Here is a 25,548-nt window from a genome sequence, read left to right as displayed (position 1 = left end):
TTTCATCAGGAGAACACAATGTCTTTCCAACAAGGCCTGAGCGGCTTGAATGGCGCCGCCAAATCGCTGGACGTCATCGGTAACAATATCGCCAACTCGTCTACCGTGGGTTTCAAGCAGTCGCAGGCGCAGTTTGCCGACATCTATGCCAACTCGCTGTATGGCGTGGCGGGTAACCAGGCAGGCATTGGCGTGTCGGTCTCGCAAATTGCTCAGCAATTTACGCAAGGTAACATTGAAACCTCGTCGAATCCGCTCGATATCGCCATCAATGGCAGCGGCTTCTTCCGTACCAGCGTCAACGGCGCCATCCAGTATTCGCGCAACGGCCAGTTTCAGGTCGACAAGAGCGGTTTTATCGTCAACGCCCAGCTGGCCCAGCTGACCGGTTATCCGGCCGATGTCAACGGCAAGATCATGGCCGGTGCGGCCGTGCCGCTGCAAATCGATCCTTCCGACATGAAGCCGCAGGCCACGACCAAGGTCGATACCCAGGTCAACCTCGATTCGACTTCGACCATGCCGACCACGGTGCCGTTCAGCATGACCGATCAGAGTTCGTTTAACAAGCAGTTCCCGGTCGAGGTCTACGATACGCTGGGTAATCCCCACACCATGTCCAACTTTTATGTCAAGACGGGTACCAATACCTGGGACGTCTATACCTCCAATGACACGATGGAAGTGACCAGCATGAAAGCGGCGGCCGCCTTGCAGACGGACCCGGCTGCCCTGGCTGCGCGCGCCGCCTATCAAACTGCAGTGACGACCGTCCCCGTCAACGCCGCCAACGTGGCCGCTGCTGCTGTCGCCTATGGCAATGCCGCTGGCGCTGCTGTGTCCGCTGCCGCCGCCGCCGCCGGCGCATCGCCTGGCCAACTGGCAGCGATTGCCGCCACCTATGGCAGTGCCGTGCCCAACGGCATCAACTCGAGCCGCACGCCGGACCAGATCGATGCCGCCATCGCCGCCGTCACCGTGGTGCCTGCCGTCAAGACGGCTTCGCTGGTGTTCAATAGCACCGGTAGCCTGGACAAGGTCGCCATGCTGGCGCTGACGCCGCCGCAATCCTTGCCGATCACCGTCAATCTGCCTATCTTCCCTGCTACGGGGGCCAATCCCACCTTGTCCATCAAGGTCGATTTCAGCAACTCAAGCCAGCTGAGTCTGGCCACCAGTGAAAAGAAAACCACGGCCGATGGTTACAAGGCGGGCCAACTGAGCCGCTTCGTGGTGGGCGACGACGGCATCATCCAGGGCCAGTACAGCAACGGCCAGACGCGCAGCCTGGGTCAGGTGATCCTGAGTAACTTCTCCAATCCTAACGGTTTGGTACCGCTGGGTAACAATGCCTGGGCAGAAAGTTCGGCCTCGGGCGCACCCATCACGGGCGAACCGAAGACCGGCAGCCTGGGCAATTTGCGCGCCTCGGCAGTCGAAGTGTCGAACGTCGACCTGACGGCTGAACTGGTCAACATGATCACCGCCCAGCGCGCCTACCAGGCCAATGCGCAGACGATCAAGACGCAAGACTCGGTATTGCAAACCATCGTCAATCTGCGTTAATCGTACCGGGCTCAGTCCGTCAGGGCTGAGCCCAGCTTTCGGAGAAATCAATGGACCGTCTTATCTACACTGCCAGTTCCGGCGCCAAGCACATCATGGAGAAGCAGGCGACGACCGCCAACAATCTGGCGAACGCGACCAGTACGGGTTTTCGTGCCCAGCTGGACTCTTTCCGCGCCGTGCCGGTGGTGGCCGACGGCATGATGCCGACGCGCGCCTTCGTGGTCGATTCGACGGTCGGTTCCGATTTTACGCAAGGCCCCATGCAGCACACGGGGCGTCCGCTCGATGTGGCGGTGGAAAACGGCGGCTGGATCGCGGTGCAGTCCACCGATGGTTCGGAAGCCTATACGCGCAACGGCAGCTTGAAGATCAATGAAAACGGCATGCTGCAAACCCAGTCCGGGCTGATGGTGCAGGGCGATACGGGGCCGCTGGCGATACCGCCTGGCGTGACGGTATCGATCGCCAGCGATGGCACGGTGGGCACGATTTCCACCGATATCCCGCCCGGTCCGTCGACCGTGCTGGGACGCATCAAGCTGGTCAATCCACCCGAGCAGCAACTGGTGCGCGGCGATGATGGCCTGTTCCGCCTGAAAGACGGCACGCCGGCGCAAGCCGATCAAGCCGTGAAACTGACCACGGAAGCGCTGGAAGGCAGCAATGTCAGCCCGGTCGACGCCATGGTCAGCATGATTTCGCTGGCGCGCCAGTTCGAAACGCAAATGAGCTTGTTGAAGAATGCCGAGAATAACGCCGCGAAAGCAACCCAGATCCTCGCTTTGAATTGATAGGGACCACCGCATAATGGTCACATAGAAATTGTTCACAGGCCTGCCGGCGCTGTTACTGGAGAAAAAACATGATACGTTCACTTTGGATCGCGAAGACGGGGCTGGAAGCGCAGCAGACGCAGATGGACGTGATTGCCAATAATCTGGCCAACGTCAGCACCACCGGCTTCAAGAAGTCGCGCGCCGTGTTCGAAGACTTGTTGTACCAAAACGTGCGCCAGCCTGGCGCGCAATCGTCGCAGCAGACCCAGTTGCCGTCGGGCTTACAGATCGGCACCGGCGTGCGCACCGTGGCCACCGAACGCATCCATACCCAGGGCAACCCCCAGGCTTCCGGCAATTCGCGCGACCTGATGATCAATGGCACGGGTTTTTTCCAGGTACTGATGCCGGATGGCGCCACCGCTTATACCCGCGACGGCTCCTTCCAGACCGACAGCAATGGCCAGCTGGTCACTTCCGAAGGTTTCGTGATCCAGCCGGCGATTACCGTGCCGACCAATGCGCTGAGCATTACCGTGGCGCGCGACGGCACCGTCTCCGTCACTTTGCCCGACACCGTCGCACCGGCCCAGATCGGTTCCTTGCAACTGACCACTTTTGTCAACTCGGCGGGGCTGGAATCGAAAGGCGAAAACCTCTACATGGAAACGGGCGCCTCCGGCGTGGCCCAGACCAATACGCCGGGCACCAATGGCGCCGGCTTTCTGATGCAGGGTTATATCGAAACCTCGAACGTCAACGTGGCCGAGGAAATGGTCAACATGATACAGACGCAGCGCGCCTACGAGATCAACAGCAAGGCCATCACCACGTCCGACCAGATGCTGCAGAAACTGTCTCAGCTTTAATTTTTTTAGTCGTCATGCCGTCCCTTGCCGGATGGCAGCGGAGGTAAGCCATGCAATATCCTATATTCGCCCTGTGCGCCGCAGCCTTGCTGTCGGGCTGCGCCGTCACCCCCACCTCGATCGTGCCCTACCCAACCACCACGCGCGCGCCCATGCCAGAACCGGTGGCGGCCAACAACGGTTCCATCTACCAGCCATCGACCTATCGCCCGGCCTTCGAAGACCGCCGCGCGCGCCACGTGGGCGACACCATGACGATCGCCATCACCGAACGCACCAATGCCGTCAAGGCCGGCGCCAGTTCGGGCAACAAGAGCGGCAGCGTGGGCTTCAGCACGCCAGGCTTTGCCCAGGGCCGCTTGGGCGGCACCGTGTCGGCCAATGGCTCGACCAAGTTTGCCGATGGCGACAACCAGTCGGCCAGCAATACTTTTTCCGGCACCATCGGCGTGACGGTCATCGAAGAATTGCCTAACGGTAACTTGATCGTGGCCGGCGAAAAACAGATCGCCATGAACAAGGGCACGGAATTCATCCGCTTCTCGGGCATGGTCAATCCCGACACCATCGGCATCGGCAACGTCGTGCCATCGACCCAGGTGGCCGACGCGCGTGTGGAATACCGCACCAATAGCCAGATCGACCGGGCCGAACTGTCGTCGATGTTTTCGCGTTTCTTCCTCAGCCTGATGCCATTCTGATCATGGCGACCCTGACCTTATCCCGTTTGCTCGCCACCTGCGGCTTGGCTGTCGCCATGCTGGCGCCGCTGGCCCATGCCGAGCGCCTGAAAGACCTGGCCAGCATCGCCGGCGTGCGGCAAAACCAATTGATGGGCTATGGCCTGGTCGTCGGCCTCGACGGCAGCGGCGACCAGACCACGCAAACCCCGTTTACCATCCAGAGCATCGCGGCCATGCTGCAGCAGCAAGGCATCAACATGCCGCAAGGCACCAGTTTGCAATTGAAAAACGTCGCTGCCGTGATGGTGACGACGGCCTTGCCCGCGTTTGCCCAGCCGGGTCAGTTGCTCGATGTGACGGTCTCGTCGATGGGCAATGCCAAGAGCTTGCGCGGCGGCACTTTGCTGATGACGCCGCTCAAGGGCGCCGATGGCCAGGTGTATGGCATGGCGCAGGGCAATGTGCTGGTGAGCGGCGTAGGCGCCCAGGCCCCTGGCAGTTCGGTGGTCGTGAACCACTTGAGCGTGGGGCGCATCTCGGGCGGCGCCACCGTCGAGCGTAGCGTGCCATCAGTGCTGGGCGCCAACGATATGGTGCGATTGGAACTGAACGCCACCGATTTTTCTACCGCCAGCCGCGTGGTGGATGCCATCAACAGCCGTTACGGTCCCGGCACGGCTGCCGCGCTCGACGGCCGCGTGATCCAGGTGCGCTCGCCCGGCAATAGCGATCAGCGCGTGACTTTCCTGGGCCAGCTGGAAAATATCGAAGTCAATCCGGCCAGGCTGGCCGCCAAGGTGATTTTGAACGCGCGCACCGGTTCGGTGGTGATGAACCAGTCGGTGACCCTGGATACTTGCGCTATTTCGCACGGCAACTTGTCTGTCACCATCAATACCGAGCCGCAAGTGAGCCAGCCGCCGCCGCTGTCGGGTGGGCGCACGGTGGTCACGCAGACTTCCCAGATCGATATCAAGTCGGATCCGGGCAAGGTCATCATGGTCAAGGGCGGCGCCTCGCTGTCCGACGTGGTCAAGGCGCTCAATGCGATTGGTGCTTCACCGCAAGACCTGCTGGCCATCTTGCAGGCGATGAAGGCGGCAGGTTCGCTGCGCGCCGAACTTGAAATCATTTGATGGGGGCGCCATGATCAGCCAAACCGACCTCAACAATAACGCTGCCTACGACGTCAAGGGCATGGATGGCTTGCGCCAGTCCGCCAAGGCGCAAGATCCTGGCGCCTTGAAAGAAGCGGCCACGCAGTTTGAAGCCATGTTCATCAATATGATGATGAAAACCATGCGCGACGCCACGCCGCAAGACGGCATCATGGATAGCCAGCAAAGCAAGATGTACACCTCCATGCTGGACCAGCAAACCAGCCAGAGCCTGGCCAAGCGCGGCACCGGCCTGGCCGACGCGCTGCTGCGTCAGTTGTCGGCCAGCCAGCCGCTCGCTACCGACCCTACGGAAGTGCCATCGCCCCGTTCTTCGAGCATGGCGCAGGCGCTGGCCGCCTTCCGCCAGCAGCAGAACGCCGTCAGCGATGGCGCCACGAGCAATACAAACGCTAAAACCAGCGCCACGCAAGCGCCGCACGTGCGCGCCTTCCAGGAAAAACTGGGCGCCCATGCGGAAGAAGCCAGCCGCGCCACCGGTATCCCGGCCAAGTTCATGCTGGGCCAGGCAGCGCTGGAAACAGGCTGGGGCAAGCGCGAAATCATCGGCCGCGACGGCAGCAGCAGCCACAACCTGTTCGGCATCAAGGCCAGCGCCGACTGGAAAGGCAAGGTCACGCAAGCCGTCACCACCGAATATGTGAATGGCAAGCCGCAGACCAGGGTGGAAAATTTCCGCGCCTATGACAGCTACGCCGATAGCTTCAAGGATTATGCACAGTTGATTACTGGCAACAAACGCTATGAAAAAGTGCTGGCCAGCGCCGGTGACGCTGCCAGTTTCGCGCAGGGCCTGCAAAAAGCCGGTTATGCGACCGATCCTAATTATGCTGCCAAATTGACAAAAATTATCAAGCATTCCCTGGTGGGTTAAGTCCCTCCGGGCACTGCCTGCTTGCCAAAGCACGGCTGATTTTTCAAGTTTTCGCGCTGCGTGCCGTAAATAATCTGGACAGGAACTTATAAGACATCATGACTTCGAATCTACTCAGTATCGGCAAAAGCGGTTTGCTTGCAGCGCAGGTGGGCCTGGCCACGACTGGGCATAACATTACCAATGCCAATGTGGACGGCTACAACCGCCAGGTCGTGCTGCAGCAGACCTCGCAGGCCAATAACGCCGGTTATGGTTTTGTTGGTACGGGTACCGAAGTGTCGCAGATCAAGCGCCAGTACGACAGTTTCATGTCGACCCAGGTCAATAGCGCGCAAGCCACCACCAGTTCCTTCGACGCGTATTACACGCAGATCAGCCAGATCGATAACCTGATGGCCGATACCACGGCCGGCCTGTCGCCGGCCTTGCAGGATTTTTTCAAGGGCGTGCAGGATTTCAGTTCCAATCCCACCTCCGTGGCGTCGCGCCAGGCCTTGTTGTCGAGCGCCAATTCGCTGGCCGCGCGTTTCCAGAGCCTCAGCGGTCGCCTGACGGAAATCGGCGATGGCGTCAATTCCCAGATCACCTCTAACGTGACGGTGATCAATTCCTATGCCAAGCAGATCGCGGCGCTCAATAGCTCGATCTCGCAATTGACGACCAACGCCAGCAACCAGCCCAACGACTTGCTGGATCAGCGCGACCAGCTGGTCGCCGAGCTGAACAAATACGTCAAGACCACCTCGCAGCCGGGTTCCAATAACACGATCACCGTCTCCATCGGTTCGGGCCAGCCGCTGGTGGTGGGCGACCGTAACTTCGAACTGGCGGCCACGCCATCGCTGACCGATCCGAGCCGTGTCGAAGTGGGTTATGTCACGGGCAGCACGGTGACGGTGTTGCCGAAAAATTCACTCACCGGCGGCTCCCTGGGCGGCTTGCTGGATTTCCGTAGCGAAACCTTGGACACCGTGCAAAATTCCCTGGGCAAGGTCGCCATTGCGCTGGCCACTACCTTCAACGACCAGCACAAGCTGGGCCAGGACTTGAATGGCGCCATGGGCACGGACTTTTTCAAGGTGCCGGACCCTGTCATCGGCGCCGATCGCCGCAACAGCTCGTCGAGCACCACCGTGCTGTCGGCCAAGGTCAGCGATCCGACCCAGCTGACGGCCAGTGATTACAGCCTGAAGTTTGACGGCAGCAATTATGTGGTGACCCGCCAGAGCGATGGCGCGCACACCATCATCAATCCGTATCCGCAAACCAAGCCGCAAACCATCGACGGCGTGGATTTCTCCATCTCCGGCACGGCGACCGAGGGCGATAACTATGTGATCAAGCCGACCGCCAACGGCGCCTCCGGCCTGGCCGTGCTGACGACCGATGTCAACAAGCTGGCCGCGGGTTCGCCGATCACCACGAGCGCGCCGGTGGCCAACACGGGTAATGCCAAGCTCAGCCCAGGTAGCGTGGATAGTGCTTATCTGAATCCCGGCAATGCACTGAGCAGCACGGTAACCTTGACGTACGACAAGACTAGCGGCGCGCTGTCAGGCTTTCCGGCCGGCCAGGCCGTGACCGTCAAGGGCCTCGATGGCGCCAGCACCACGTATCCGGCCGGCACGGCAAATATTCCGTACAAGGAAGGCGACAGCTTCAATTTTGGCGGCGTCAACATCAGCATGACGGGCGCGCCGGCGCAGGGCGATACCTTTACCATCGCGCCGAACTCGGGCGGCGTGGGCGACAACCGCAACGCGGCCGCGCTGGCCAGCTTGCAAACCAAGAATATTCTCGATGGCGGCAAAGCCACCTTCCAGGGGTCTTATGCGCAAACGGTCAGCTATGTGGGGAACAAAACGCGCGAAGTGCAAGTGAGCGGCCTGGCCAGCATGGCCTTGTTGCAACAAAATACCACCCAGCAGCAATCCGTATCGGGCGTCAACCTCGATGAAGAGGCGGCCAACCTGCTGCGTTACCAGCAAGCGTATCAGGCGTGCGGCAAGGTGATGCAAATCGCCAGCACCCTGTTCGACGTCGTGATCGGTATCGCACGTTAATTATTTGCGCGGTGGCCCGAGAGGCCGCCGCCACCAGGAGGGACAGCATGCGTATCAGTACCAGGATGATTTATGACGCGGGCAGCTCACAGCTGAACACCTTGCAGGGTGCGCTGAACCGCACGCAGATGCAATTGTCGGCCAACCGCCGCAACCTGACGCCGGCCGATGATCCGATCGCCTCGGCGCGCGCGCTGGAAGTGACGCAGTCGCAATCGATCAATACCCAGTTTGTCACGAACCGCTCGAACGCCAAGAATTTCCTGTCCCAGGAAGACCTGGCGCTGGGCAGTACCACTTCGCTGATTGCCGACGTGCAGGAACTGGTGGTCAAGGCCGGTAATCCTGCTCTCAAGGATGTCGACCGCCAAAGCCTGGCGACCGAACTGCAAGGACGGCTGACCGATTTGATGGGCATCGCCAACACATCGGACAATGCCGGCGGTTATCTGTTCGGCGGCTACAAGTCGAGCACCCAGCCTTTCAGCCAGACCGCCGCCGGCGCGATCTATGTCGGCGACCAGGGCCAGCGCCAATTGCAGGTGGGTTCCTCGCGCTATCTGCCGACCAGCGATTCGGGCGCAGCCGTGTTTGAAAATAATTTGACGGGCAATGGCAAGTTCACCACGGCGGCCGACACCGGCAACTTCACGCGTGGCGGCGCCGGCATCATTTCCGGCGGCACCGTGACGGACCCGACCAAGTTGACGGGCCATAAATATTCCATCGATTTCCAGGTCACGGGCACGGGCACCGACGCCGTGACGACCTACACCGTGACCGATGTGACTCTGGGCCAGACGATACCGAACCCGGCCGTGCCAGTGGCTTACAAGGCGGGCGACGCCATCAATTTTGACGGCCAGCAAGTATCGATCTCGGGCAAACCGGCCGACCAGGACAAGTTCACCCTGGCGCCCAGCGGCAAGGAATCGATCTTTACCACCCTGACCAATCTGATCGGCGCGCTCAACCAGCCGGCCAGCGGCGAGGCAGGCCAGGCGCGGCTGACGGGTGCACTGAACGCAGCCCACAACACCCTCGACACCGCCTACGACAATGTGCTGTCGGTGCGTGCCGAAGTCGGTTCGCGCCTGAAGGAACTCGACACGCTAGACAGCGCGGGCGATGATCTCGATCTGCAATACGCCAGCACTTTGTCGGGCTTGCAGGACCTGGACGTGGTGAAAGCCATTTCCCAGTTCAGCCAGCAACAAACGACGTTGCAGGCGGCGCAAAAAACGTTTACGGCCATGTCGGGTCTGTCGCTGTTCAACTACATCAGCTAGCGCTCAGGCGCTGGGCACTACCGGCAAGCCGGGGCTCGGAGATGATCTCCGGCCCCGGCTTTTTTGCGTCTGGACTCTTGATTTTCAAGCAATCTATACAGGCAAACTGTGCAGGCTACCTGTATACCTGTTACAGTAGCGCCTATCGAATCATCCGGCTTTCCCCATGCATTCCAACAACGACGAACAGAAACACGAGCAGGTGCTGCAGCTGGCCAGCGAATTGCGCATCCTGGTCGGCAAGCTGCGCCGCCGCCTGCGTGAAGAAGGGCATATGGGCGACATCAGCATGTCGCAGGCATCGGTATTGGGCTGGCTGGAGCGCGATGGCCCGGCCACCGTCAGCAGCCTGGCGCGCGCCGACGGCATGCGGCCGCAATCGATGAGCGCCATCGTGCTGGCCTTGAGCGAGGCGCAGATGGTGACGGGGTCGCCCGACCCGCAAGATGGCCGGCAAACGATCTGGTCGCTGACCGATACCTGCCGCGCCTGGATACGGGAAAGCCGCGCCGCGCGCGAAGACTGGCTGGCGCACAACATCGAAAGCCGGTTGACGGCAGACGAGATCACTGAATTGAACAGGGCTATCGAACTGTTAAAACGTTTGGCGCAATGAGGCGCCGCTAAACAAATTTACCCCGGCAAGGAGTCCCCCCAGGCAGATGCGCAATACTTTCCGTTCGCTAAGCAATCCCAATTACCGTATCTGGGCCGGTGGCGCCCTGGTGTCCAATGTCGGCACCTGGATGCAGCGCACGGCGCAAGATTGGCTGGTGCTGAGCGAACTGACGCACCACAACGCCAGCGCCGTCGGCATCGTCATGGCCTTGCAGTTCGGCCCGCAATTATTGCTGTTGCCCTTGACGGGCATGGCGGCCGACTTGCTGGACCGGCGCAAGCTGCTGCTGTGCACGCAGGCGGCCATGGGCTTGTTGGCGCTGGGATTGGGCCTGCTGTGCATCAGCGGCGCCGTGCAACTGTGGCAAGTGTATGTGTTTGCTTTCCTGCTGGGCTGCGTGACAGCCTTCGATTCGCCCGTGCGCCAGACCTTTGTCTCTGAAATTGTCGGAGAAGAAGATCTGACGAATGCGGTGGCGCTCAATTCCACCTCCTTCAATGCGGCGCGCATGCTGGGCCCGGCCGTGGCAGGTTTGCTGATCAGCAGCGTGGGCAGCGGCTGGGTCTTCATCATCAATGCGGCCTCGTTCGCCGCCGTGATCGCTTCACTGTTGCTGCTGCGCGTGCAATTGCTGCGCCGCGCACCCCGCATCGCCGCGACCAGGGCCAGCCTGGGCGAAGGTTTCCGTTATGTACGCCAGCGGCCGGACCTGATGGCCATCTTGCTGATGCTGTTCCTGATCGGCACCTTCGGCTTGAATTTCCCCATCTTCCTGTCGACCATGTCGGTCACCGCCTTCCATGCAGGGCCGGGCCAGTATGGCTTGCTCAGTTCCATCATGGCTTGCGGTTCGGTGGCAGGCGCCTTGATGGCGGCTGGCCGCGCGCAGCCGCGCATGCCGCTGCTGCTGGGCGCCGCCGCCCTGTTCGGCGTGGGCTGTGCGCTGGCCGCCCTGATGCCCAATTACTGGCTGTTCGGTTTGTTGCTGGTGCCGGTTGGCATTGCCGCGCAAACTTTCACCACCAGCGTCAACAGCAGCGTGCAATTGTCCACCACGCCCGCCATGCGGGGCCGGGTGATGGCGATATTGCTGGCGATCATGGCCGGTGGCACGCCGCTCGGCGCCCCCATCGTGGGCTGGGTGGCCGACACCTTCGGTCCCCGCTGGGCGTTGGGCATCGCTGCCGTCTCTGGCGTGGCGGCGGCCCTGGTGGGGCTGCGCTATCTGGTGAAATACCAGCAATGGCAGCTGCATGTCGATGTGCGGCGCTGGCGCTCAGGCAGCTAGCGCTGCGCCATGCGTTGGCAGGTTTTAATCCTGGCTCAACGACTCAGGGCGTGGCTGGCTTCGGCGGAGCCGGGCGCAGCGGATTGGGTGGCAAGGGCGGTGGCGGGCGCTCGCGGGTGGCGAAGCTGCGCGGCAGCAGCCTTACCGTTTCTATGCCGCGCATAAACATGTTCTGGAATGGCGTGGACAGATACGGCAGCACCATGCCGATTACCAGCAAGCCGACGCCCAGTGTCACGGGGAAACCGATACCGAAGATATTGAGCTGCGGCGCGGCGCGCGTCAGGATGCCCAGCGCCACGTTGGTCAGCAGCAGGGCGGCGACCACGGGCAAGGCGATCTGCAAGCCGGTGCGGAAGATTTCTCCGCCCCAGAGTGCCAATTGCTGGAAACCGCCGCCGCTGATGGGCGAGGCGGAAATCGGCAGGCTGACGAAGCTTTCGGCCAGCGCCGCCAGCAAGACCAGGTGGCCGTTGATGGTCAAAAACATCAGGGTGGCCAGCATCACCAGAAACTGGCTGATGGCCGACGAGCGGCCCTTGGTTTGCGGATCGAAGAAGGAAGCAAAGCCCAGGCCCATCGTCAGGCTGCTGATCTCGCCCGCCATTTCGATGGAGGAAAACACGATGCGGACGGTAAAGCCCATCGCCAGGCCCACCAGCATTTCCTGCGTGAGTATCAATAAACCTGCCAGCGACATCGGGTCGGTGGCGGGCAGGGCGGGCACGGTGGGGGCGATGATCATGGCCAGCAGCGCGCCCAGCGAGACTTTCACGGTGATGGGCACGGCCGCGTTGCCAAACAGCGGGGCGGCCGCCAGCAAGCCGAGGATGCGGCTAAGCGGCCACAGCAGTGCTGCGATCCAGGTATTGAGTTCGATGCTCGATAAGGTCAACATGCTGGCGGCTGTTGCGGCAAGCTAGCCCACCAGACTGGGGATGCCGGACAGTATCTGGCGCATGTAGTCGACCAGCACGGACAGCATCCACGGACCTGCCACGATCATGGCGATGAAGATGCCGACCAGCTTGGGGATGAAGGACAGGGTCGCTTCGTTGATCTGCGTGGCCGCCTGGAAAATACTCACCAGCAAACCGATAATCAGGGCCACCAGCAGCATGGGCGCGGCCACCATCAGGGTGATTTCCATGGCCTGGCGGCCCATCGTCATGACGCTTTCGGGTGTCATTTCATGTCCCCTAGTAAAAACTTTGCGACAGGGAACCCAGCAGCAGCTGCCAGCCATCGACCAGCACGAACAGCATCAGCTTGAACGGCAGCGAAATGGTCGCCGGCGACATCATCATCATGCCCATCGACATCAGCACGCTGGCTACCACCATGTCGATAATCAAAAAGGGTATGAAAATCGCAAAGCCGATCTGGAACGCCGTCTTCAATTCGCTGGTTACAAAGGCAGGCACCAGTATGCGCAGCGGCACGTCTTCCGGGCCTTGCAGGGCGGGCGAGCGCGACATCTTGGCGAACAGCGCCAAGTCAGTCTGGCGCGTCTGCTTGAGCATAAAGGTTTTCAGCGGATCGACGCCCTTGTCGAGCGCCGTCTGCATGCTGATCTTGTTTTCCTGGTAGGGCAAATAAGCGTCCGTATAAATCTTGTCGAACACGGGGCCCATCACGAACAGGGTGAGGAACAGGGCCAGGCCCACCATCACCTGGTTGGGCGGCGCCGATTGCGTGCCGATGGCCTGGCGCAGCAGGGACAGCACGATGATGATGCGCGTAAAGCAGGTCATCATCAGCAGGGCGGCCGGTAAAAAGGTGAGCGACGTCATCAGGATGAGCGTCTGCACCGGCAGCGAATAATTCTGGCCGCCGCCCGGCGCCGGCGTGCTGCTGAACGCCGGGATGCCCGGTTCGGCCAGCGCCCACAGCGGCAAGGCCAAGGCAGCGCCTGCCAGCAGCCACATCATCCAATGACGTTTTTGTACGGTGTTCGAGGCCATCGTCTGCTTATTTCCCATTGCGCTTTTCGATGGTCTGCTTCAGCCATTCGGAAAAACTGGCTGCGGCCGGGCCATTTTGTGCGGCTGCCAGCTGGGGCAAATCGCCTTCCTGGCGGGGCAGGGTAGCCAGCGCATTGACGCGCCCTGGCGAAGCGCCGACGACGATCCACTGGTCGGCCACTTCGATCAGCACCACGCGCTCGCGTCCGCCCAGGCTGAGCGAACTGACGACGCGCATCTTGGCATTGCTGCCCATGGCTTTGGCGCCGTAGCGTTTCATGAACCAGGCCAGGCCCATCAGCAGGGCCAGCACGAAGATCAGGGCGAAGATGGTTTGCAGCAAGCTGCCGGCCGAACTGGCGGGCGCCGCCAGCGTCATCGGCGGGCCGGCCGGCATGGCGGGCAGGGGCGCTGCTGCAACAACTGGTGTGCTCGCTTCAGGCGCTGTCGCAGCGGCGGCTTCAGGGGCGCTGGCGCTGATCGAGGCGGCGGCAGTTTCGGCAGCTGCCGGCGTGGCCGCAGGAGCAGGGGCAGGCGCAGCATGGGCGATGGAACATGCGGCCGCCAGCGGCAGCAGCACGGTAGAAATCAACAGGCCAGGCTTCATTTATTCAGTTTTCGGATGCGTTCGGACGGCGTGATGATGTCGGTCAGGCGGATGCCGAACTTGTCGTTCACCACCACCACTTCGCCCTGGGCGATCAGGCAGCCGTTGACCAGCACGTCCATCGGTTCGCCGGCCAGGCCGTCGAGTTCCACCACGGAACCTTGTGCCAGTTGCAGCAAGTTCTTGATGGCGATCTTGGTGCGGCCCAGTTCCACGGTCAGTTGCACCGGAATATCGAGGATGAAATCGATATCGTTATGCGTCTCGGACTTCGAGGCTTGCTTGGAAAAGTCCTTGAATACGGCGGCGCTGGCCGCGCTGGCGGTATTGGCGGCCTGATTTTGCAAGGCTTCGGCTTCCGCCTTGGCTTGCTCGGCAATGGCCGCGCCCCAGTCGTCGTCTAGGCTTTGATCGTCTTGGTTGTCGGACATGTCACTCTCCTGTTTTTTACGTCTGCTGCTTATTTGATGTTATCGGCATTGGCGAGCAATTTCTCGACCTTCAATGCATATTGTCCGTTCAATACCCCGTAAGTGCAATCCATCACGGGCACGCCGTCGACGGTAGCGGCGATCAGTTCGGGGATATTGAGCGGAATGATGTCGCCCACCTTCATGTTCAGGATTTCGTCGAACGAGACGCGCGCCGTGCCCAATGACGCCACCAGTTCCACTTCGGCGATCTGGATCTGCTGCGTCATCAAGCGGATCCAGCGCTTGTCCACTTCCAGCGCCTCGCCCTGCAGGCTCGAGGTGAGCGAATCGCGGATAGGCTCGATCATCGAATATGGCATGCAGAAGTGGATCTGGCCCGACACCGAGCCCAGCTCCACCGTGAAGGTCGAGGCCACCACCACCTCGTTCGGCGTGGCGATGTTGGCGAACTGCGTGTTCATTTCAGAACGAATATATTCGAACTCGACGGGGAAGACCGGCTCCCACGACTTGGTATAGGCTTCGAACACGATGTCGAGGATGCGCAAGATGATGCGCTGCTCGGTTTGCGTAAAGTCGCGTCCCTCGACGCGCGTGTGGAAACGGCCATCGCCGCCGAACAGATTGTCGACCAGCAAGAACACCAGGCCCGGATCGAACACCATCAGGGCCGTGCCGCGCAGCGGCTTCATGTGCACCAGGTTCAAATTGGTGGGCACCACCAGGTTGCGGATGAATTCGCTGTATTTCGATACCCGCACGGAACCGACCGACACTTCGGCGCTACGGCGCAGGAAGTTGAACAGGCCCACGCGCAATAGCCGTGCGAAACGCTCGTTGATAATCTCCAGCGTAGGCATCCGGCCGCGCACGATGCGCTCCTGGGTTGCCAGGTTGTAGGTACGAACTCCCGTGACGTCTTCCGGCGCCTGCGCGTCGTCCTGGTCTCCGTTGACGCCCTTGAGTAGGGCATCGACTTCTTCCTGGGAGAGGAAATTATCGGCCATGGCTGCTTATTGAATGATGAATGCGGTGAATAAGACGTCTGATACTTCTTGCTCTGGCCCTTTGTCCACGAAGGGCTGGTTCACTTGGGCAATGATTTCTGCCGCCAGTTGCTGCTTGCCTTCCACGGTATTGAGTTCCGAGGCTTTTTTGCCCGACAGCAGCAACAGCAAGCGGCTGCGCACCTTGGGCATGTTCAGCTTGATGTTATCCATCTCTTCCGGATTAGGCACTTGCAGCGTAAAAGCGATCTGCAGGTATTGCTCGCCATTTTCCGGCTGCAAGTTCACGGTAAATGAATCGATGGGCACGAAAACGGGCGGGCCGGCCTTGGACACTTTTTTCTTGGCCGGTGCGCCATCTTCCTTGTCAGCCTTGCCATGCAGGAAATACCAGGCCGCACCGCCACCTATGCCGCCGGCCAGCAGTACCGAGGCCAGCACGATGATCAGAAGCTTCTTTTTTGACGCGCCAGCCGGTGCCAGGCTTGCATCTGCTTTCGGATCTGCTTTCATTTTTGGATTTGCTTTCAATGGTACTCGAGTGCATGGAAGTGGATCACGACGCCATTATGTCATTATCGGCAAATTCTGCGCAGAAGGATGCGTTGAAAAGAGGGCCTAAGCGCGCTCAACTCGATGTTTCTGCATGAAAAATTCGAAACCAGGGTCCGCCAGCGGCCAGCGGCTGGCGGTTTTAGCTCAGGCAAAGGTATCGACGGCGCTCAAGGAGGCGCGGCCCCGGCTGCCAGTGGCTGCGGCAATCGCGATTTCGCCGCCCGTCACCTTGCTGTCCGAGCTGCCATTGCCATGGCCGCCACGGCGGCCATCGGAGGCCATGTCACGGTTGCCCTGGTTCTGCTGTTCCTGCGTGCCGGCCGAAACGGTGGCGTTGCCAAACGCAATCCCTGCTTCGCTCATCATTTCGCGCAAGCGGGGCATGGCCGCTTCCAGCGCCTGGCGTACTTCGGGCTGGGCCGACATGAAGGCGGCGTTGGCCTGGTCGTTGGTGACGGTCAACACCACTTTCAGCGGGCCCAGGTCCGGTGGATTCAGGGTCAATGTAGCGCTCTGGTCGCCGCCGGCCGCCATCCAGACGACTTTCTGTCCCAGTTGCTGGTCCCAGGCGGGCGTGCCCACCCGTCCTGCCAGCTTGTCGGCCGGCACGGCGGCTGCGGCGGCCGCCTGTTGCAGCGCGGCTGGCTGCAGCTGCGCCGCCAGTTTGCCGATATCGGTGGGCGCTTCCTTCAGCAGCGGTTCGGCCAGCGGGGCGGCGTTTTTAGCCGTGGCCGCCACTTGCAGATCGATAGCCAGCTTGCCGGCATCGGCTTTTCCTGCCTGTACGCTGCTACCTTGCAGCGCGGCGGCAGCCTTGCCTTGCGCCTGCTCCAGGCTGTCGGCAAAGTCGCCGGCCGGGGCCGCACCCTTGCTGACGCCTCGCCCTGCATCGACCGCTACCTTGCCGCTGGCGAGCAATTGCGCCGCCGTGACCGCTTTGCCCTCACTTTTGCCCGTCAAGGCGCTGCCCGGCGTATCGGCGACGGTTTTGCTGGCCGCTGCCGGTTGCTGCATGGCCAGCTTGATGCTGCCCACCAGGGCCAGCATGGCGGCGGCGGGATCTTCAGGCGGCAGTGCAGGCGTCGCGACGCTCGCTGCGACTGTCTCTGTCTCGGCGCCGTCCTTGGTCTGCGTTGCTGCCTCTGTCGCCGGCTGTGCCGCTTGCTCTGCCGGTGCGGCATCGGCTGCCGGCGCCTTGCCGGCCGGCTGCGGCGTTTGACTCTGCTGAGCCTGTTGCGGCTGCGCTGCCTGCGGTGGCTGCGGTGCCTGCTGTGGCGGGAGGTTGCGGGGCGCCGGCGCTGCAGCCTGTGCCTGCGCCGCATTGCTGTTCAGCTGGCGTTGTTCTATCTGCCTATCCAGGGCGCGCTGGAAATCGCCATCGGCGGCCGGCGGCAAGCTGCGGTTGGCCGGGCCAGGCGTGGCGTTGGGCGATACTATCTGTGAAATCGGTGTCGGCTGGGTTTGCATGATCTTGCCTTAATGCTTGAGCGGTGATGAGCGTCTGTTTTTAGCGTTTATAGTAGGCTTGTCTGGCGGCGTGCTCATCCATTGCCTTCTGGTCGCGCTTGCTTTCCAGCTTCAGCGCCTGTTCCTGGGCCCGCTTGTCCAGCGTGGTGTAGGACATGCGCTTGCGTTCGGCGTCTTGCCAGCGCACTTTTTCCGCCTCGCTGCGCGCCTGCGCGTGGTTGACGACTTGCTGCTGGCCCAGGATGGCGCTGTCGAGCTTATGCATGAAGGCCTGGAAGTTGCGGTAGGCCATGGGCGTGATGCCATTCGCCATGCTGGCCTCAAAACGTTGCGCATAGTCATCGCGGTAGCCGGACAGCATCTCCAGCTTTTCCTTGCAATCGTCGAGCGCTTTCAGGGCTGCGCCCAGGCGCTTGGCGCAATCGTCTGTCTCGCGCTGGGCAAGGTCGATCAGGGTCGCTAATTGGGAGGGAGAGGCCATGATGAATTATATTCCCGGCATGCTCCGCTTGATCACTCGAATAGAGCGGTAAGTTGCCCCAAGCTCTCGTCCATGCTGACACGCTCGGTAATTTGCTGTTGCAAAAAGGCTTCAATTCTTTCGTGCAGGGCGATGGCCTGGTCCAGTACCGGGTCGGTGCCGGCACTGTAGGCGCCCACGCTGATCAGGTCGCGGCTGCGCTCGTAGCGCGAATACAATTGCTTCAGACGCCGCGCCCGCTGCTGGTGTTCAGGCGTGGTGATCGAGTGGGCCGCGCGCGAGATCGATTGTTCTATATCGATAGCGGGGTAGTGGCCGGCCTCGGCCAGGCGACGGTTGAGCACGATATGGCCATCCAGAATCGCCCGTGCCGAGTCGGCGATCGGATCTTGCTGGTCGTCACCCTCGGTCAGCACGGTATAAAAAGCGGTGATGGAGCCGCCGCCTTCTTCGCCATTGCCGGCCCGCTCCACCAGCACGGGCAGCTTGGCAAACACGGATGGTGGATAACCCTTGGTGGCAGGCGGCTCGCCGATGGCCAGCGCGATTTCACGCTGGGCCATGGCGTAGCGGGTCAGCGAATCCATGATCAGCAGCACGTTCTGGCCCTGGTCGCGGAAATATTCGGCTATCGCCGTCGCGTACGCCGCGCCTTGCAAGCGCATCAGCGGCGGCGTATCGGCCGGCGCGGCCACCACCACCGAGCGGGCCAGGCCTTCCGGCCCCAGGATTTGCTCGATGAATTCTTTTACTTCGCGGCCCCGTTCGCCGATCAGGCCGACCACGATCACGTCCGCCTCCGTGTAGCGGGCCATCATGCCCAGCAGCACGCTTTTACCGACACCGGAACCGGCAAACAAGCCCATGCGCTGGCCACGGCCCACGGTCAGCATGGCGTTGATCGAGCGCACGCCCACGTCCAGGGTATCGACGATGGGTGCGCGGCCCAGCGGATTGGCGGGGCGCACATTGATGGGAGCGCTATCGACCGTGTGCAGCGGCCCCAGCTGGTCTAGCGGGCGGCCCGCGCCATCGAGCACGCGGCCCAGCAGTTGCGGCCCGACCGGCAAGTGGCGCGCGCGGTCGCTGGGGCGGCGGCGCGGGTGCGCCACGCTGCCGGGGCGGGGAATCGCCGGTTCGACGGAAAACACACGCGTGCCGGGCACGATGCCTTCGACGTCGCTTTGCGGCATCAAAAACAGGCGCTCGCCTTCGAAACCGACCACTTCCGCCTCGACCCGGCCGCCGTTGGGCAGCGGCACGGTACAGGCGGCGCCCACGGCCAGGCGCAAACCCACCGCTTCCATCACCAGGCCGGCCACGCGCGTGACCCTGCCCGAAACTTGCATGGGTTCCACGAAGCCGACTACGGCCGCGCAGTCGTGCAGGTAGGCGCGCCAGTGCGCCGCATGCTTGCTGGCGGAGGTGGGCGCCTGCTCGCTCACGGCGCCAGCCAGTCCAGGTCTTTGCCCAGCGCATGCGTCAGGCGCTGCCAGCGGGTGGACGTCTGCGCATCGATCTGGTTGCTGGCCGTATCGATCTTGCAGCCGCCGCGTTCAACCGTCGGGTCTTCGATGATGCGCCAGCCGCCCTTGTCGATTTCATCGCCGATGCCGTCGCGCACGACTTGCGCATCGTCAGGATTGAGCATCAAGAGGGCAGGTTGTTGCAAGACGGGTAAATATTCGATGGCTTCGCGCACCAGCGGCAACATCAGTTCAGGGCGCACGGGCAGGGCGGTTTTCAGCATGCCCTTGGCCAGTTGCAAGGCCAGTTCCATCACATCGTTGGCGATCAATTCGTCGGCATTGCCGACGGCGCTGCCGAACTCGACAGCGATGGTTTGCAAATGCGCCAGTTCCACCGCCGAGGCTTGCTTGCCTTCCGCATACGCTTGCGCATGGCCATCGGCATGCCCGGCCGCATGGCCCTCGGCATAACCGGCGGCGCGGCCTTCCTCGAAAGCGCTGGTCCGCGCCTGTTCGCGGATGGCGTCTATTTCTTCCTGGGTGGGGGCGACCAATGCTTCGGCCTGTTCTTCTGCCTGCAGCTCGGCGTAGGCGTCGATTTCTACCGGATCTGGTTCGAGCAGCTTGCGCGCGGCCACCACGCTGGGACGATCGTCGCCGAACGACGTCATCTCCCAGCGCTGGTACGCTGTTTGTTGCTCTTTGGGAATAAAGTTAGACAAACGAATCCTCGCCTTTTCCACCCAGTACTATCTGCCCTTCGTCCGCCAGGCGGCGCACGATTTGCAGTATCTGTTTCTGCTGCGACTCCACTTCCGACAGGCGCACAGGGCCTTTCGACTCCAGGTCTTCGCGCATCATTTCGCCGGCCCGCTGCGACATATTCTTGAAAATCTTGTCGCGCAGCTCTTGCGACGCGCCTTTCAGGGCGATGATCAGCATTTCCGACTGCACTTCGCGCAGCAGTAGCTGGATGCCGCGGTCGTCGATATCGATCAGGTTGTCGAACACGAACATTTCGTCCATGATCTTTTGCGCCATGTCGTTGTCGTAGTTCTTGATGTTGTCCATTACCGAACCTTCTTGCTCGCCGCTCATGAAGTTGAGAATCTCGGCCGCCGCGCGCACGCCGCCCAGCGACGATTTCTTGATGTTTTCATTGCCCGACAGCAATTTCGTCAGCACGTCATTCAATTCGCGCAAGGCCGCTGGCTGTACCCCGTCCAGGGTGGCGATGCGCAGCACCACGTCATTGCGCAAGCGGTCAGTGAAGTGGCCGAGGATTTCGCAAGCCTGGTCGCGCTCCAGATGGACCAAAATGGTGGCGATGATTTGCGGGTGTTCGTTGCGGATCAGCTCGGATACCGATTGCGAATCCATCCATTTCAGCGATTCGATGCCGGACGCATCCTTGCCGCCCAGGATGCGCGACAGCAGCACGGAAGCCTTGTCGTCGCCCAGCGCCTTGGTCAGCACCTGGCGGATATATTCGTCCGAATCGAGGCCGACGGTGGAATTGAGTTCGGTCTGCGAACGGAAGTCGTCGAGCACCTCGACCACCTGTTCGTGGGCGATAGCCTTCATGGTGGCCATGGCCGCGCCCAGTTTGAGCACTTCGCGCGGGCCCAGAAATTTCATTACCTCGGCCGCTTCGCTCTCGCCCAGGGCCAGCATCAGGATGGCCGCTTTTTGCAGTCCCGTTGATTCAGTCATTATTACCTACCCATGCTTTGATCACGTTGGCCACGACCCGTGGATCTTCCTGCGCCAGTTTCCTGGCCATCGCCAGGTTTTCGCGGTAGCCGCGGGCCGTATCTTCTTCCAGTTCTTCCAGCTCTGCTTCGCTGAGCAGGATCTCGTTTTCTTCGCCGGGCTTGGCCAGCGCCGGTTCGACCACCGGCGGCGGGGCGCCGAAATCGTCGATCTTGCGCATCACAGGGCGCAGCATAGGCCGCACGATCTTGATGAAAAGATACAGCAAGATCAGGGCGGTGATCAGGAACTTCGCCAATTCCTTGGCCAGCGGCAAGTTAGCCGGATCGCGCCACCACTCCAGCTTGCCTTCGGGCGCGCGCTCGATGCCGTCAAATGGCGAATTGGCCACGCTGAAGCTGTCGCCGCGTTCCTTGTTGTAACCCATGGCCTCTTTGACGAGGTTGTTGATCTGCACCATTTCGGCTGGCGAAATCGGCGTCACCGTGACCTTGCCATCCTTGTCGAAGCTGCGGCGGTAGTTGACGACCACGGCCACCGACAGCCGGCGCAAGCCGCCCATCGATTTCTGTTCATAGCGCACGGTCTTGTCGACTTCATAATTGGTGGTCGATTCCTTTTGCGTGGGCGCCGCTGGCGTGCCAGCGGCCGCGCCTGGCGCTTCGGCCGTCAATGGCGCTGTGGCAACGCCAGGCGGCTGGTTCGACAGCGCACCGGGCACGCCCGATGGATTGGCATTGCCGGCGCCCGTCGATTCGCTGGTTTGCTGGCTGCGGATGGTCGACGCTTCCGGCGGCGAGTTCGGCTTGTAGGTTTCAGCGGCCTGTTCGCTTTGCGAGAAATCCACATCCGCCGTCGCTTCGGCGCGCACATTGCCTTCGCCTACGATGGGCAGCAAGATCGATTCGACTTGCTTGATCACGCTTTGCTGCAATTGCTGCACATATTTCAGCTGGTTCGGGTCCAGGTTCTTGACGCCATTGGCGCGGTCGCGGTCCTTGTCCTGGTTCGACAGCAGATTGCCGGCCTGGTCCACCACCGTCACATTGACTGGCAGTAATTCAGGCACGCTGGACGCCACCAGGTGCACGATGGCGCTCACTTGCAACTGGTCCAGGCCACGGCCGGGGTGCAGGTTGAGGAATACCGACGCGGTCGGTTTTTGCTGGTCGCGCACGAAAACCTGCGGCTTGGGCAGGGCCAGGTGGACCCGCGCCGTATCGACGGCCGATACCGCTTCGATCGTCTTGGCCAGTTCGCCTTCCAGTGCGCGCTGGAAATTGACCTGTTCCAGGAACTGCGACACGCCCAGTTTCTGGTTTTCCATCAATTCAAAACCCACGTTGCCGCCCTTGGGCAAGCCTTGCGCCGCCAGTTTCAGGCGCGCATCGTGGACTTGGGCCGATGGCACCAGGATGGCGCCGCCGCCTTCGGAAAACTTGTGCTTGATGCCCAGCTGGTCCAGCGAAGCGGTGATGGCGCCGCCGTCGCGGTCTGTAAAATTGGAAAACAGCACTTTGTATTCAGGCGGCTGGTTCCACATATACAGGGCCGCGCCGATGGCGACCAGGGCCGCCACGCCCAGGCCGCGCAGGAAATTCTTGCCCATCGGCGTCTTGGCGAAGGCTTGTACGGATTCCACGGGCGAGCGGGCGGGCGCCGGCGCCGGTGGTGGTTGATTCAATTCGATGTCTTCCGCTACAGCCATGATGGGTTTCCGGGCGCTGGTATTTGCTGGTGGGTGGATTGCCGCCTCGGATGAAGAGGGAGCGATAGTCAGGATTATCCGCCACTGTCACGCGCTTCAATTGCCCAAACAGAAGGCGCTTTCGCCGCCTGCTCGGCCGAGCGACTGGCCTTGACGCTGGTATTGTGTAACCCTGGCAACACGTGGTGTAAGTCATTGTACCCGGCGTTGCCTTGCTGGCCAGAGTTTTGTTCTTTGGAAGCAACACGCACAATCAGACGGTAATAGACATCAAGCGGGGGGCAAAGTGAAAACAGGCGGTATCGATAGCAGCAAGATCGAGGCGATGATCGCGCAACTGAAGTCGGCGGCCACGCGGCCGGACGCCAAAGTGCCGATGATCCAGACGGAAATGCCGGCGGGCAAGGTCAATTTTGCCGATGCCCTGAAGGGCGCGCTCGATTCCGTGAGCGCCTCGCAAACGGCATCGGCAGAGCTGGGCAAGCGCTTTACCATGGGCGACGACAGCGTCAGCCTGTCCGATGTGATGGTATCGATGCAAAAGTCCAGCATCGAGTTCCAGGCGTCAGTGCAGGTGCGCAATAAATTAGTGTCGGCGTATCACGAAATCATGAATATGCAGGTCTGATTAACTCAGCCCTGCCAATCGCGCGTTGCGCTCGCGCTCCAGGCGCGTGATGTAGCGCTGCACGTGCGCCAGCATGCTGCGCGGCAAGTCGATGAACTGGCAGCCCAGGCGGCGGTTCAGTTTGTTGTTGAGCAGTGTCATGTCCAGCGAATTGCGTATCTGCAGGGTGGTCGTGACGATGCCGACGTCGGGCAAGTCGATGCGGCAGCCCGGATAATTCTTGCCGATGGTTTCGCCCAGCATCAATTTATTGTCCATCATGGCAATGCCGCCGCAGCTGATGTCGGCCAGCGGGAACAGGGTGTCCAAGCCGCCCAGTTCAGCCGGCAGGGGAATCGAGACGCGCACGGGATTGCTGACGGGTGTGTTCATGCGGTAATACTCGCGCCGCTGCAAACGGATCAGGGTTTCCGGCACGGCGATCTTCAAAGCTTGCCTGCCCTCATGCTGGCACTCTTGCACCAGTTCGCTGGAAAACAGGATGCGTATCTTGTCGAGCGTGGTTTCAAACGAGATGCCGGTAGCGGCCACCATGCGCCGGTTCTGGTCGGCATTCACGGAACGGTCGAGAATGACGGTATTGCGCTCTGCATCGACTTCCAGGATGGACGTGACGCAGACATCGGATTCGCCATGGATCAGCATGCGGATCAGCTGGTTCTTTTCGCCTATGCTGCGCAACAGGGCGATGATTTCCCGCCGCGATTCCACTTCAAAGTCATGCCAGTTTTCAAGGCCGGAATCCATAATATGAGCTTGCATTGATGCCTGTCTATCTGTCTAGGAGTCTATCTATCGGTGCTAAGGTGGCTGGTATCGGGCGCAGGAGGGATGGGTCCGCCATCTGGCCCGCCATTTGCCGATTCGATATGATATAACCAGGCCAGCAGTTCCGCAATCGCCCGATACAGGCCAGGCGGGATCTGGCGGTCCAGGTCGACATCCATCAACAAAGCCACCAATTCCTTGGATTCATGCACGAACACGCCATGCTCGCGCGCCGTGCTGATGATTTTCTCGGCGATCAGGCCGCTACCCTTGGCCACGACCTTGGGCGCTGGCGTGCCGCTCTGGTACGCCAGGGCGACGGCGGTTTGCGGCACCTTGCGCTTGGTGTCATCAAGCATCGCCGCTCCCGCTGCTGCCATCGTCATTTGCCGGCTTGATGCCGATATTGAGCGCAGACAAGGGCCAGCCAGCCGCATCGAGCGACGCTTCCAGCTGCGCCGCGTGGCGGCGCAAGGTCTCTGCGCTATCGGCGCTGCCGGCCTGCATCTGGATGTGCACCTTGCCGCCATGCAGCACGACTTGCGCGCTGATGTCGCCCAGCAAGGGAAACTGGAAACGCACGCCGCTGCGCCAGGTGGCGGCCTCTTCATCGTCCCCGCTACCCTGTGCGCCGCCTTCGGGCGCATCTTTGGTGACATCCCACTGCATTTGCTGGCCCGGCCACGCTTCGCCCTGCCATTGCACGCGTGATTGCTCATGCGTATGCAGCTGCAAATTGATCAGTTGGGCCGAGGCCAGGTCGGTGCCGCTCCTGGCCACCTCGCCCTGCAAGGCTTTCTGCATTTGCGGTTCCAGCAGCAGCGAGGCCAGCGGGCGCTTGCCTTCGGCCCATTCGGCCACATGCGATTCATAAAACAGGCCGCTGCTGCTTACGGCGTCGCGCAGGTTTTGCGCCAGTTGCGCCGGGTTGGCCTGGCCCTGGCCGTTCATCAGGGGCGTCTTGCCGAGCAGGGCCAAAGGCGTGCCGGGCGCGCTTTCGGCCTGGCGCAGCACGCTGGTGATGGCGCGCGCCGTGGTGCTCAGTTCAGGTGCGGGCGTGTCGCCGCCTAAAGTGGGCAGTAGATTGGCTGGCGTCAGGGGCGCGCGGCTGAGCAGGGTGGCGGCCGTGCTGGCCGTGCGTGCGCCGGCCTGGGCGCCGGTGGCCACGGCCGATTCGGGTTCGCCCTCCGCTTCCGCATAGGTGAGCAAAGGGCCGGTGTCGCGGCCGGCGCCGGCCTGGAAGGAGGGGCGGGGATTGATGCCGAGCAAGGTGAGGGGAATTTCCGTGCCCGGCTGCGCGCCGGCGGGCAGCTGCATGCGCGCTGGCGTACCGGCCACGCGTACCAGAAAGCTGCCGTCGGTGAGCCGCGCCAGCACCTGGCCCTGCATCGATTTGCCGACCAGCCCCTGCAAGGAACGCTGGAAATCCGCCTGGCGCGGATCGGCCACCGTATCGGCAGGCCGCGTGGCCTTGACCGGGGTCAAGGGCGTCATGCCGATGGCATCCATCTTCGGCAACATGCCGCCCCCGCCCGT

27 protein-coding genes are annotated in these 25,548 nt (G+C 61.6%); 11 read left to right on the top strand and 16 right to left on the bottom strand.

The window, feature by feature from the left end; all coding sequences use genetic code 11:
- Positions 1–18 precede the first annotated feature (18 nt).
- The 10 genes from HDE72_RS15980 (at position 19) to HDE72_RS15935 (ending at position 11,211) form a co-directional block, all read left to right on the top strand.
- Entirely contained in the window at positions 19–1,566 is a 1,548-nt protein-coding gene (locus HDE72_RS15980; protein WP_183742656.1) for a flagellar hook protein FlgE, read from the top strand.
- 50 nt (positions 1,567–1,616) lie between these two features.
- Positions 1,617–2,360, top strand: coding sequence for a flagellar basal body rod protein FlgF (locus tag HDE72_RS15975; protein ID WP_183742654.1), 744 nt, complete (start codon positions 1,617–1,619; stop codon positions 2,358–2,360).
- Positions 2,361–2,431: 71 nt separating this feature from the next.
- Complete coding sequence (gene flgG, locus HDE72_RS15970; protein WP_183742652.1) at positions 2,432–3,214, top strand: flagellar basal-body rod protein FlgG; 783 nt, start codon at positions 2,432–2,434, stop codon at positions 3,212–3,214.
- 50 nt (positions 3,215–3,264) lie between these two features.
- Positions 3,265–3,915: a flagellar basal body L-ring protein FlgH gene (locus HDE72_RS15965; protein WP_183742650.1), complete on the top strand. Its 651-nt coding sequence runs from the start codon at positions 3,265–3,267 to the stop codon at positions 3,913–3,915.
- A 2-nt stretch (positions 3,916–3,917) separates the two neighbouring features.
- Positions 3,918–5,033 (top strand): flagellar basal body P-ring protein FlgI, encoded by a 1,116-nt coding sequence (locus tag HDE72_RS15960; RefSeq protein ID WP_183742648.1) that lies wholly within the window; start codon positions 3,918–3,920, stop codon positions 5,031–5,033.
- Between the two features lie 10 nt (positions 5,034–5,043).
- Entirely contained in the window at positions 5,044–5,949 is a 906-nt protein-coding gene (flgJ, locus tag HDE72_RS15955; RefSeq protein WP_183742646.1) for a flagellar assembly peptidoglycan hydrolase FlgJ, read from the top strand.
- Between the two features lie 98 nt (positions 5,950–6,047).
- Positions 6,048–8,015 (top strand): flagellar hook-associated protein FlgK, encoded by a 1,968-nt coding sequence (gene flgK / locus HDE72_RS15950; protein ID WP_183742638.1) that lies wholly within the window; start codon positions 6,048–6,050, stop codon positions 8,013–8,015.
- A 47-nt stretch (positions 8,016–8,062) separates the two neighbouring features.
- On the top strand, positions 8,063–9,304 hold the full coding sequence (gene flgL / locus HDE72_RS15945) for a flagellar hook-associated protein FlgL (RefSeq protein ID WP_183742636.1): 1,242 nt from the start codon (positions 8,063–8,065) through the stop codon (positions 9,302–9,304).
- A 166-nt stretch (positions 9,305–9,470) separates the two neighbouring features.
- Positions 9,471–9,920, top strand: a complete 450-nt coding sequence (locus HDE72_RS15940) for a MarR family winged helix-turn-helix transcriptional regulator (RefSeq protein WP_183742634.1) — start codon at positions 9,471–9,473, stop codon at positions 9,918–9,920.
- Positions 9,921–9,966: 46 nt separating this feature from the next.
- Complete coding sequence (locus HDE72_RS15935; protein ID WP_183742632.1) at positions 9,967–11,211, top strand: MFS transporter; 1,245 nt, start codon at positions 9,967–9,969, stop codon at positions 11,209–11,211.
- 43 nt (positions 11,212–11,254) lie between these two features.
- Here the strand turns inward: HDE72_RS15935 and fliR are convergent, their stop codons facing one another.
- The 13 genes from fliR to fliF all read right to left on the bottom strand — a co-directional run bounded on the left by fliR (position 11,255) and on the right by fliF (position 22,616).
- Positions 11,255–12,109 carry a flagellar biosynthetic protein FliR gene (gene fliR, locus HDE72_RS15930; protein WP_183742630.1) on the bottom strand — a complete coding sequence of 285 codons (855 nt, stop codon included), beginning with the start codon at positions 12,107–12,109 and terminating at the stop codon, positions 11,255–11,257.
- 21 nt (positions 12,110–12,130) lie between these two features.
- Positions 12,131–12,400, bottom strand: a complete 270-nt coding sequence (fliQ, locus tag HDE72_RS15925) for a flagellar biosynthesis protein FliQ (protein WP_183742628.1) — start codon at positions 12,398–12,400, stop codon at positions 12,131–12,133.
- A 10-nt stretch (positions 12,401–12,410) separates the two neighbouring features.
- On the bottom strand, positions 12,411–13,142 hold the full coding sequence (gene fliP, locus HDE72_RS15920; protein WP_409254972.1) for a flagellar type III secretion system pore protein FliP: 732 nt from the start codon (positions 13,140–13,142) through the stop codon (positions 12,411–12,413).
- A gap of 40 nt (positions 13,143–13,182) precedes the next feature.
- Positions 13,183–13,782, bottom strand: coding sequence for a flagellar biosynthetic protein FliO (gene fliO / locus HDE72_RS15915; protein ID WP_183742624.1), 600 nt, complete (start codon positions 13,780–13,782; stop codon positions 13,183–13,185).
- On the bottom strand, positions 13,779–14,213 hold the full coding sequence (gene fliN / locus HDE72_RS15910; RefSeq protein ID WP_183675686.1) for a flagellar motor switch protein FliN: 435 nt from the start codon (positions 14,211–14,213) through the stop codon (positions 13,779–13,781). The genes fliO and fliN overlap by 4 nt, the downstream gene beginning before the upstream one ends.
- Positions 14,214–14,242: 29 nt before the next feature.
- A complete protein-coding gene (fliM, locus tag HDE72_RS15905) occupies positions 14,243–15,223 on the bottom strand; it encodes a flagellar motor switch protein FliM (RefSeq protein ID WP_152248580.1) in 981 nt (326 codons plus the stop codon).
- A 6-nt stretch (positions 15,224–15,229) separates the two neighbouring features.
- Complete coding sequence (gene fliL / locus HDE72_RS15900) at positions 15,230–15,736, bottom strand: flagellar basal body-associated protein FliL (protein WP_183742622.1); 507 nt, start codon at positions 15,734–15,736, stop codon at positions 15,230–15,232.
- Positions 15,737–15,922: 186 nt separating this feature from the next.
- Positions 15,923–17,245, bottom strand: a complete 1,323-nt coding sequence (locus HDE72_RS15895; protein ID WP_260176732.1) for a flagellar hook-length control protein FliK — start codon at positions 17,243–17,245, stop codon at positions 15,923–15,925.
- A gap of 40 nt (positions 17,246–17,285) precedes the next feature.
- A complete protein-coding gene (gene fliJ / locus HDE72_RS15890; protein ID WP_183742620.1) occupies positions 17,286–17,726 on the bottom strand; it encodes a flagellar export protein FliJ in 441 nt (146 codons plus the stop codon).
- Between the two features lie 32 nt (positions 17,727–17,758).
- Positions 17,759–19,075 carry a flagellar protein export ATPase FliI gene (gene fliI / locus HDE72_RS15885; protein WP_260176751.1) on the bottom strand — a complete coding sequence of 439 codons (1,317 nt, stop codon included), beginning with the start codon at positions 19,073–19,075 and terminating at the stop codon, positions 17,759–17,761.
- Positions 19,076–19,167: 92 nt separating this feature from the next.
- Positions 19,168–19,866 (bottom strand): flagellar assembly protein FliH, encoded by a 699-nt coding sequence (locus HDE72_RS15880; RefSeq protein ID WP_183742846.1) that lies wholly within the window; start codon positions 19,864–19,866, stop codon positions 19,168–19,170.
- A 43-nt stretch (positions 19,867–19,909) separates the two neighbouring features.
- Entirely contained in the window at positions 19,910–20,908 is a 999-nt protein-coding gene (gene fliG / locus HDE72_RS15875) for a flagellar motor switch protein FliG (protein WP_183742616.1), read from the bottom strand.
- Positions 20,901–22,616: a flagellar basal-body MS-ring/collar protein FliF gene (fliF, locus tag HDE72_RS15870; RefSeq protein ID WP_183742614.1), complete on the bottom strand. Its 1,716-nt coding sequence runs from the start codon at positions 22,614–22,616 to the stop codon at positions 20,901–20,903. The genes fliG and fliF overlap by 8 nt, the downstream gene beginning before the upstream one ends.
- 286 nt (positions 22,617–22,902) lie before the next feature.
- On the opposite strand from fliF, the gene fliE reads away from it, so the two are divergent.
- A complete protein-coding gene (gene fliE / locus HDE72_RS15865) occupies positions 22,903–23,244 on the top strand; it encodes a flagellar hook-basal body complex protein FliE (RefSeq protein WP_183742612.1) in 342 nt (113 codons plus the stop codon).
- On the opposite strand, the gene HDE72_RS15860 is transcribed toward fliE, so the two are convergent.
- From HDE72_RS15860 to fliK, 3 genes are read right to left on the bottom strand one after another with little or no spacing between them, the layout of a single operon-like run.
- On the bottom strand, positions 23,245–24,006 hold the full coding sequence (locus tag HDE72_RS15860; RefSeq protein ID WP_183742610.1) for a flagellar brake protein: 762 nt from the start codon (positions 24,004–24,006) through the stop codon (positions 23,245–23,247).
- A 26-nt stretch (positions 24,007–24,032) separates the two neighbouring features.
- Positions 24,033–24,371, bottom strand: a complete 339-nt coding sequence (locus HDE72_RS15855) for an EscU/YscU/HrcU family type III secretion system export apparatus switch protein (RefSeq protein WP_183742608.1) — start codon at positions 24,369–24,371, stop codon at positions 24,033–24,035.
- A complete protein-coding gene (gene fliK / locus HDE72_RS15850) occupies positions 24,364–25,533 on the bottom strand; it encodes a flagellar hook-length control protein FliK (RefSeq protein ID WP_183742606.1) in 1,170 nt (389 codons plus the stop codon). The genes HDE72_RS15855 and fliK overlap by 8 nt, the downstream gene beginning before the upstream one ends.
- Positions 25,534–25,548 lie beyond the last annotated feature (15 nt).

Source organism: Janthinobacterium saanense (genome assembly GCF_014200675.1).
GTDB lineage: Bacteria > Pseudomonadota > Gammaproteobacteria > Burkholderiales > Burkholderiaceae_D > Janthinobacterium.
This window is presented reverse-complemented; position numbering and strand designations above follow the sequence as displayed.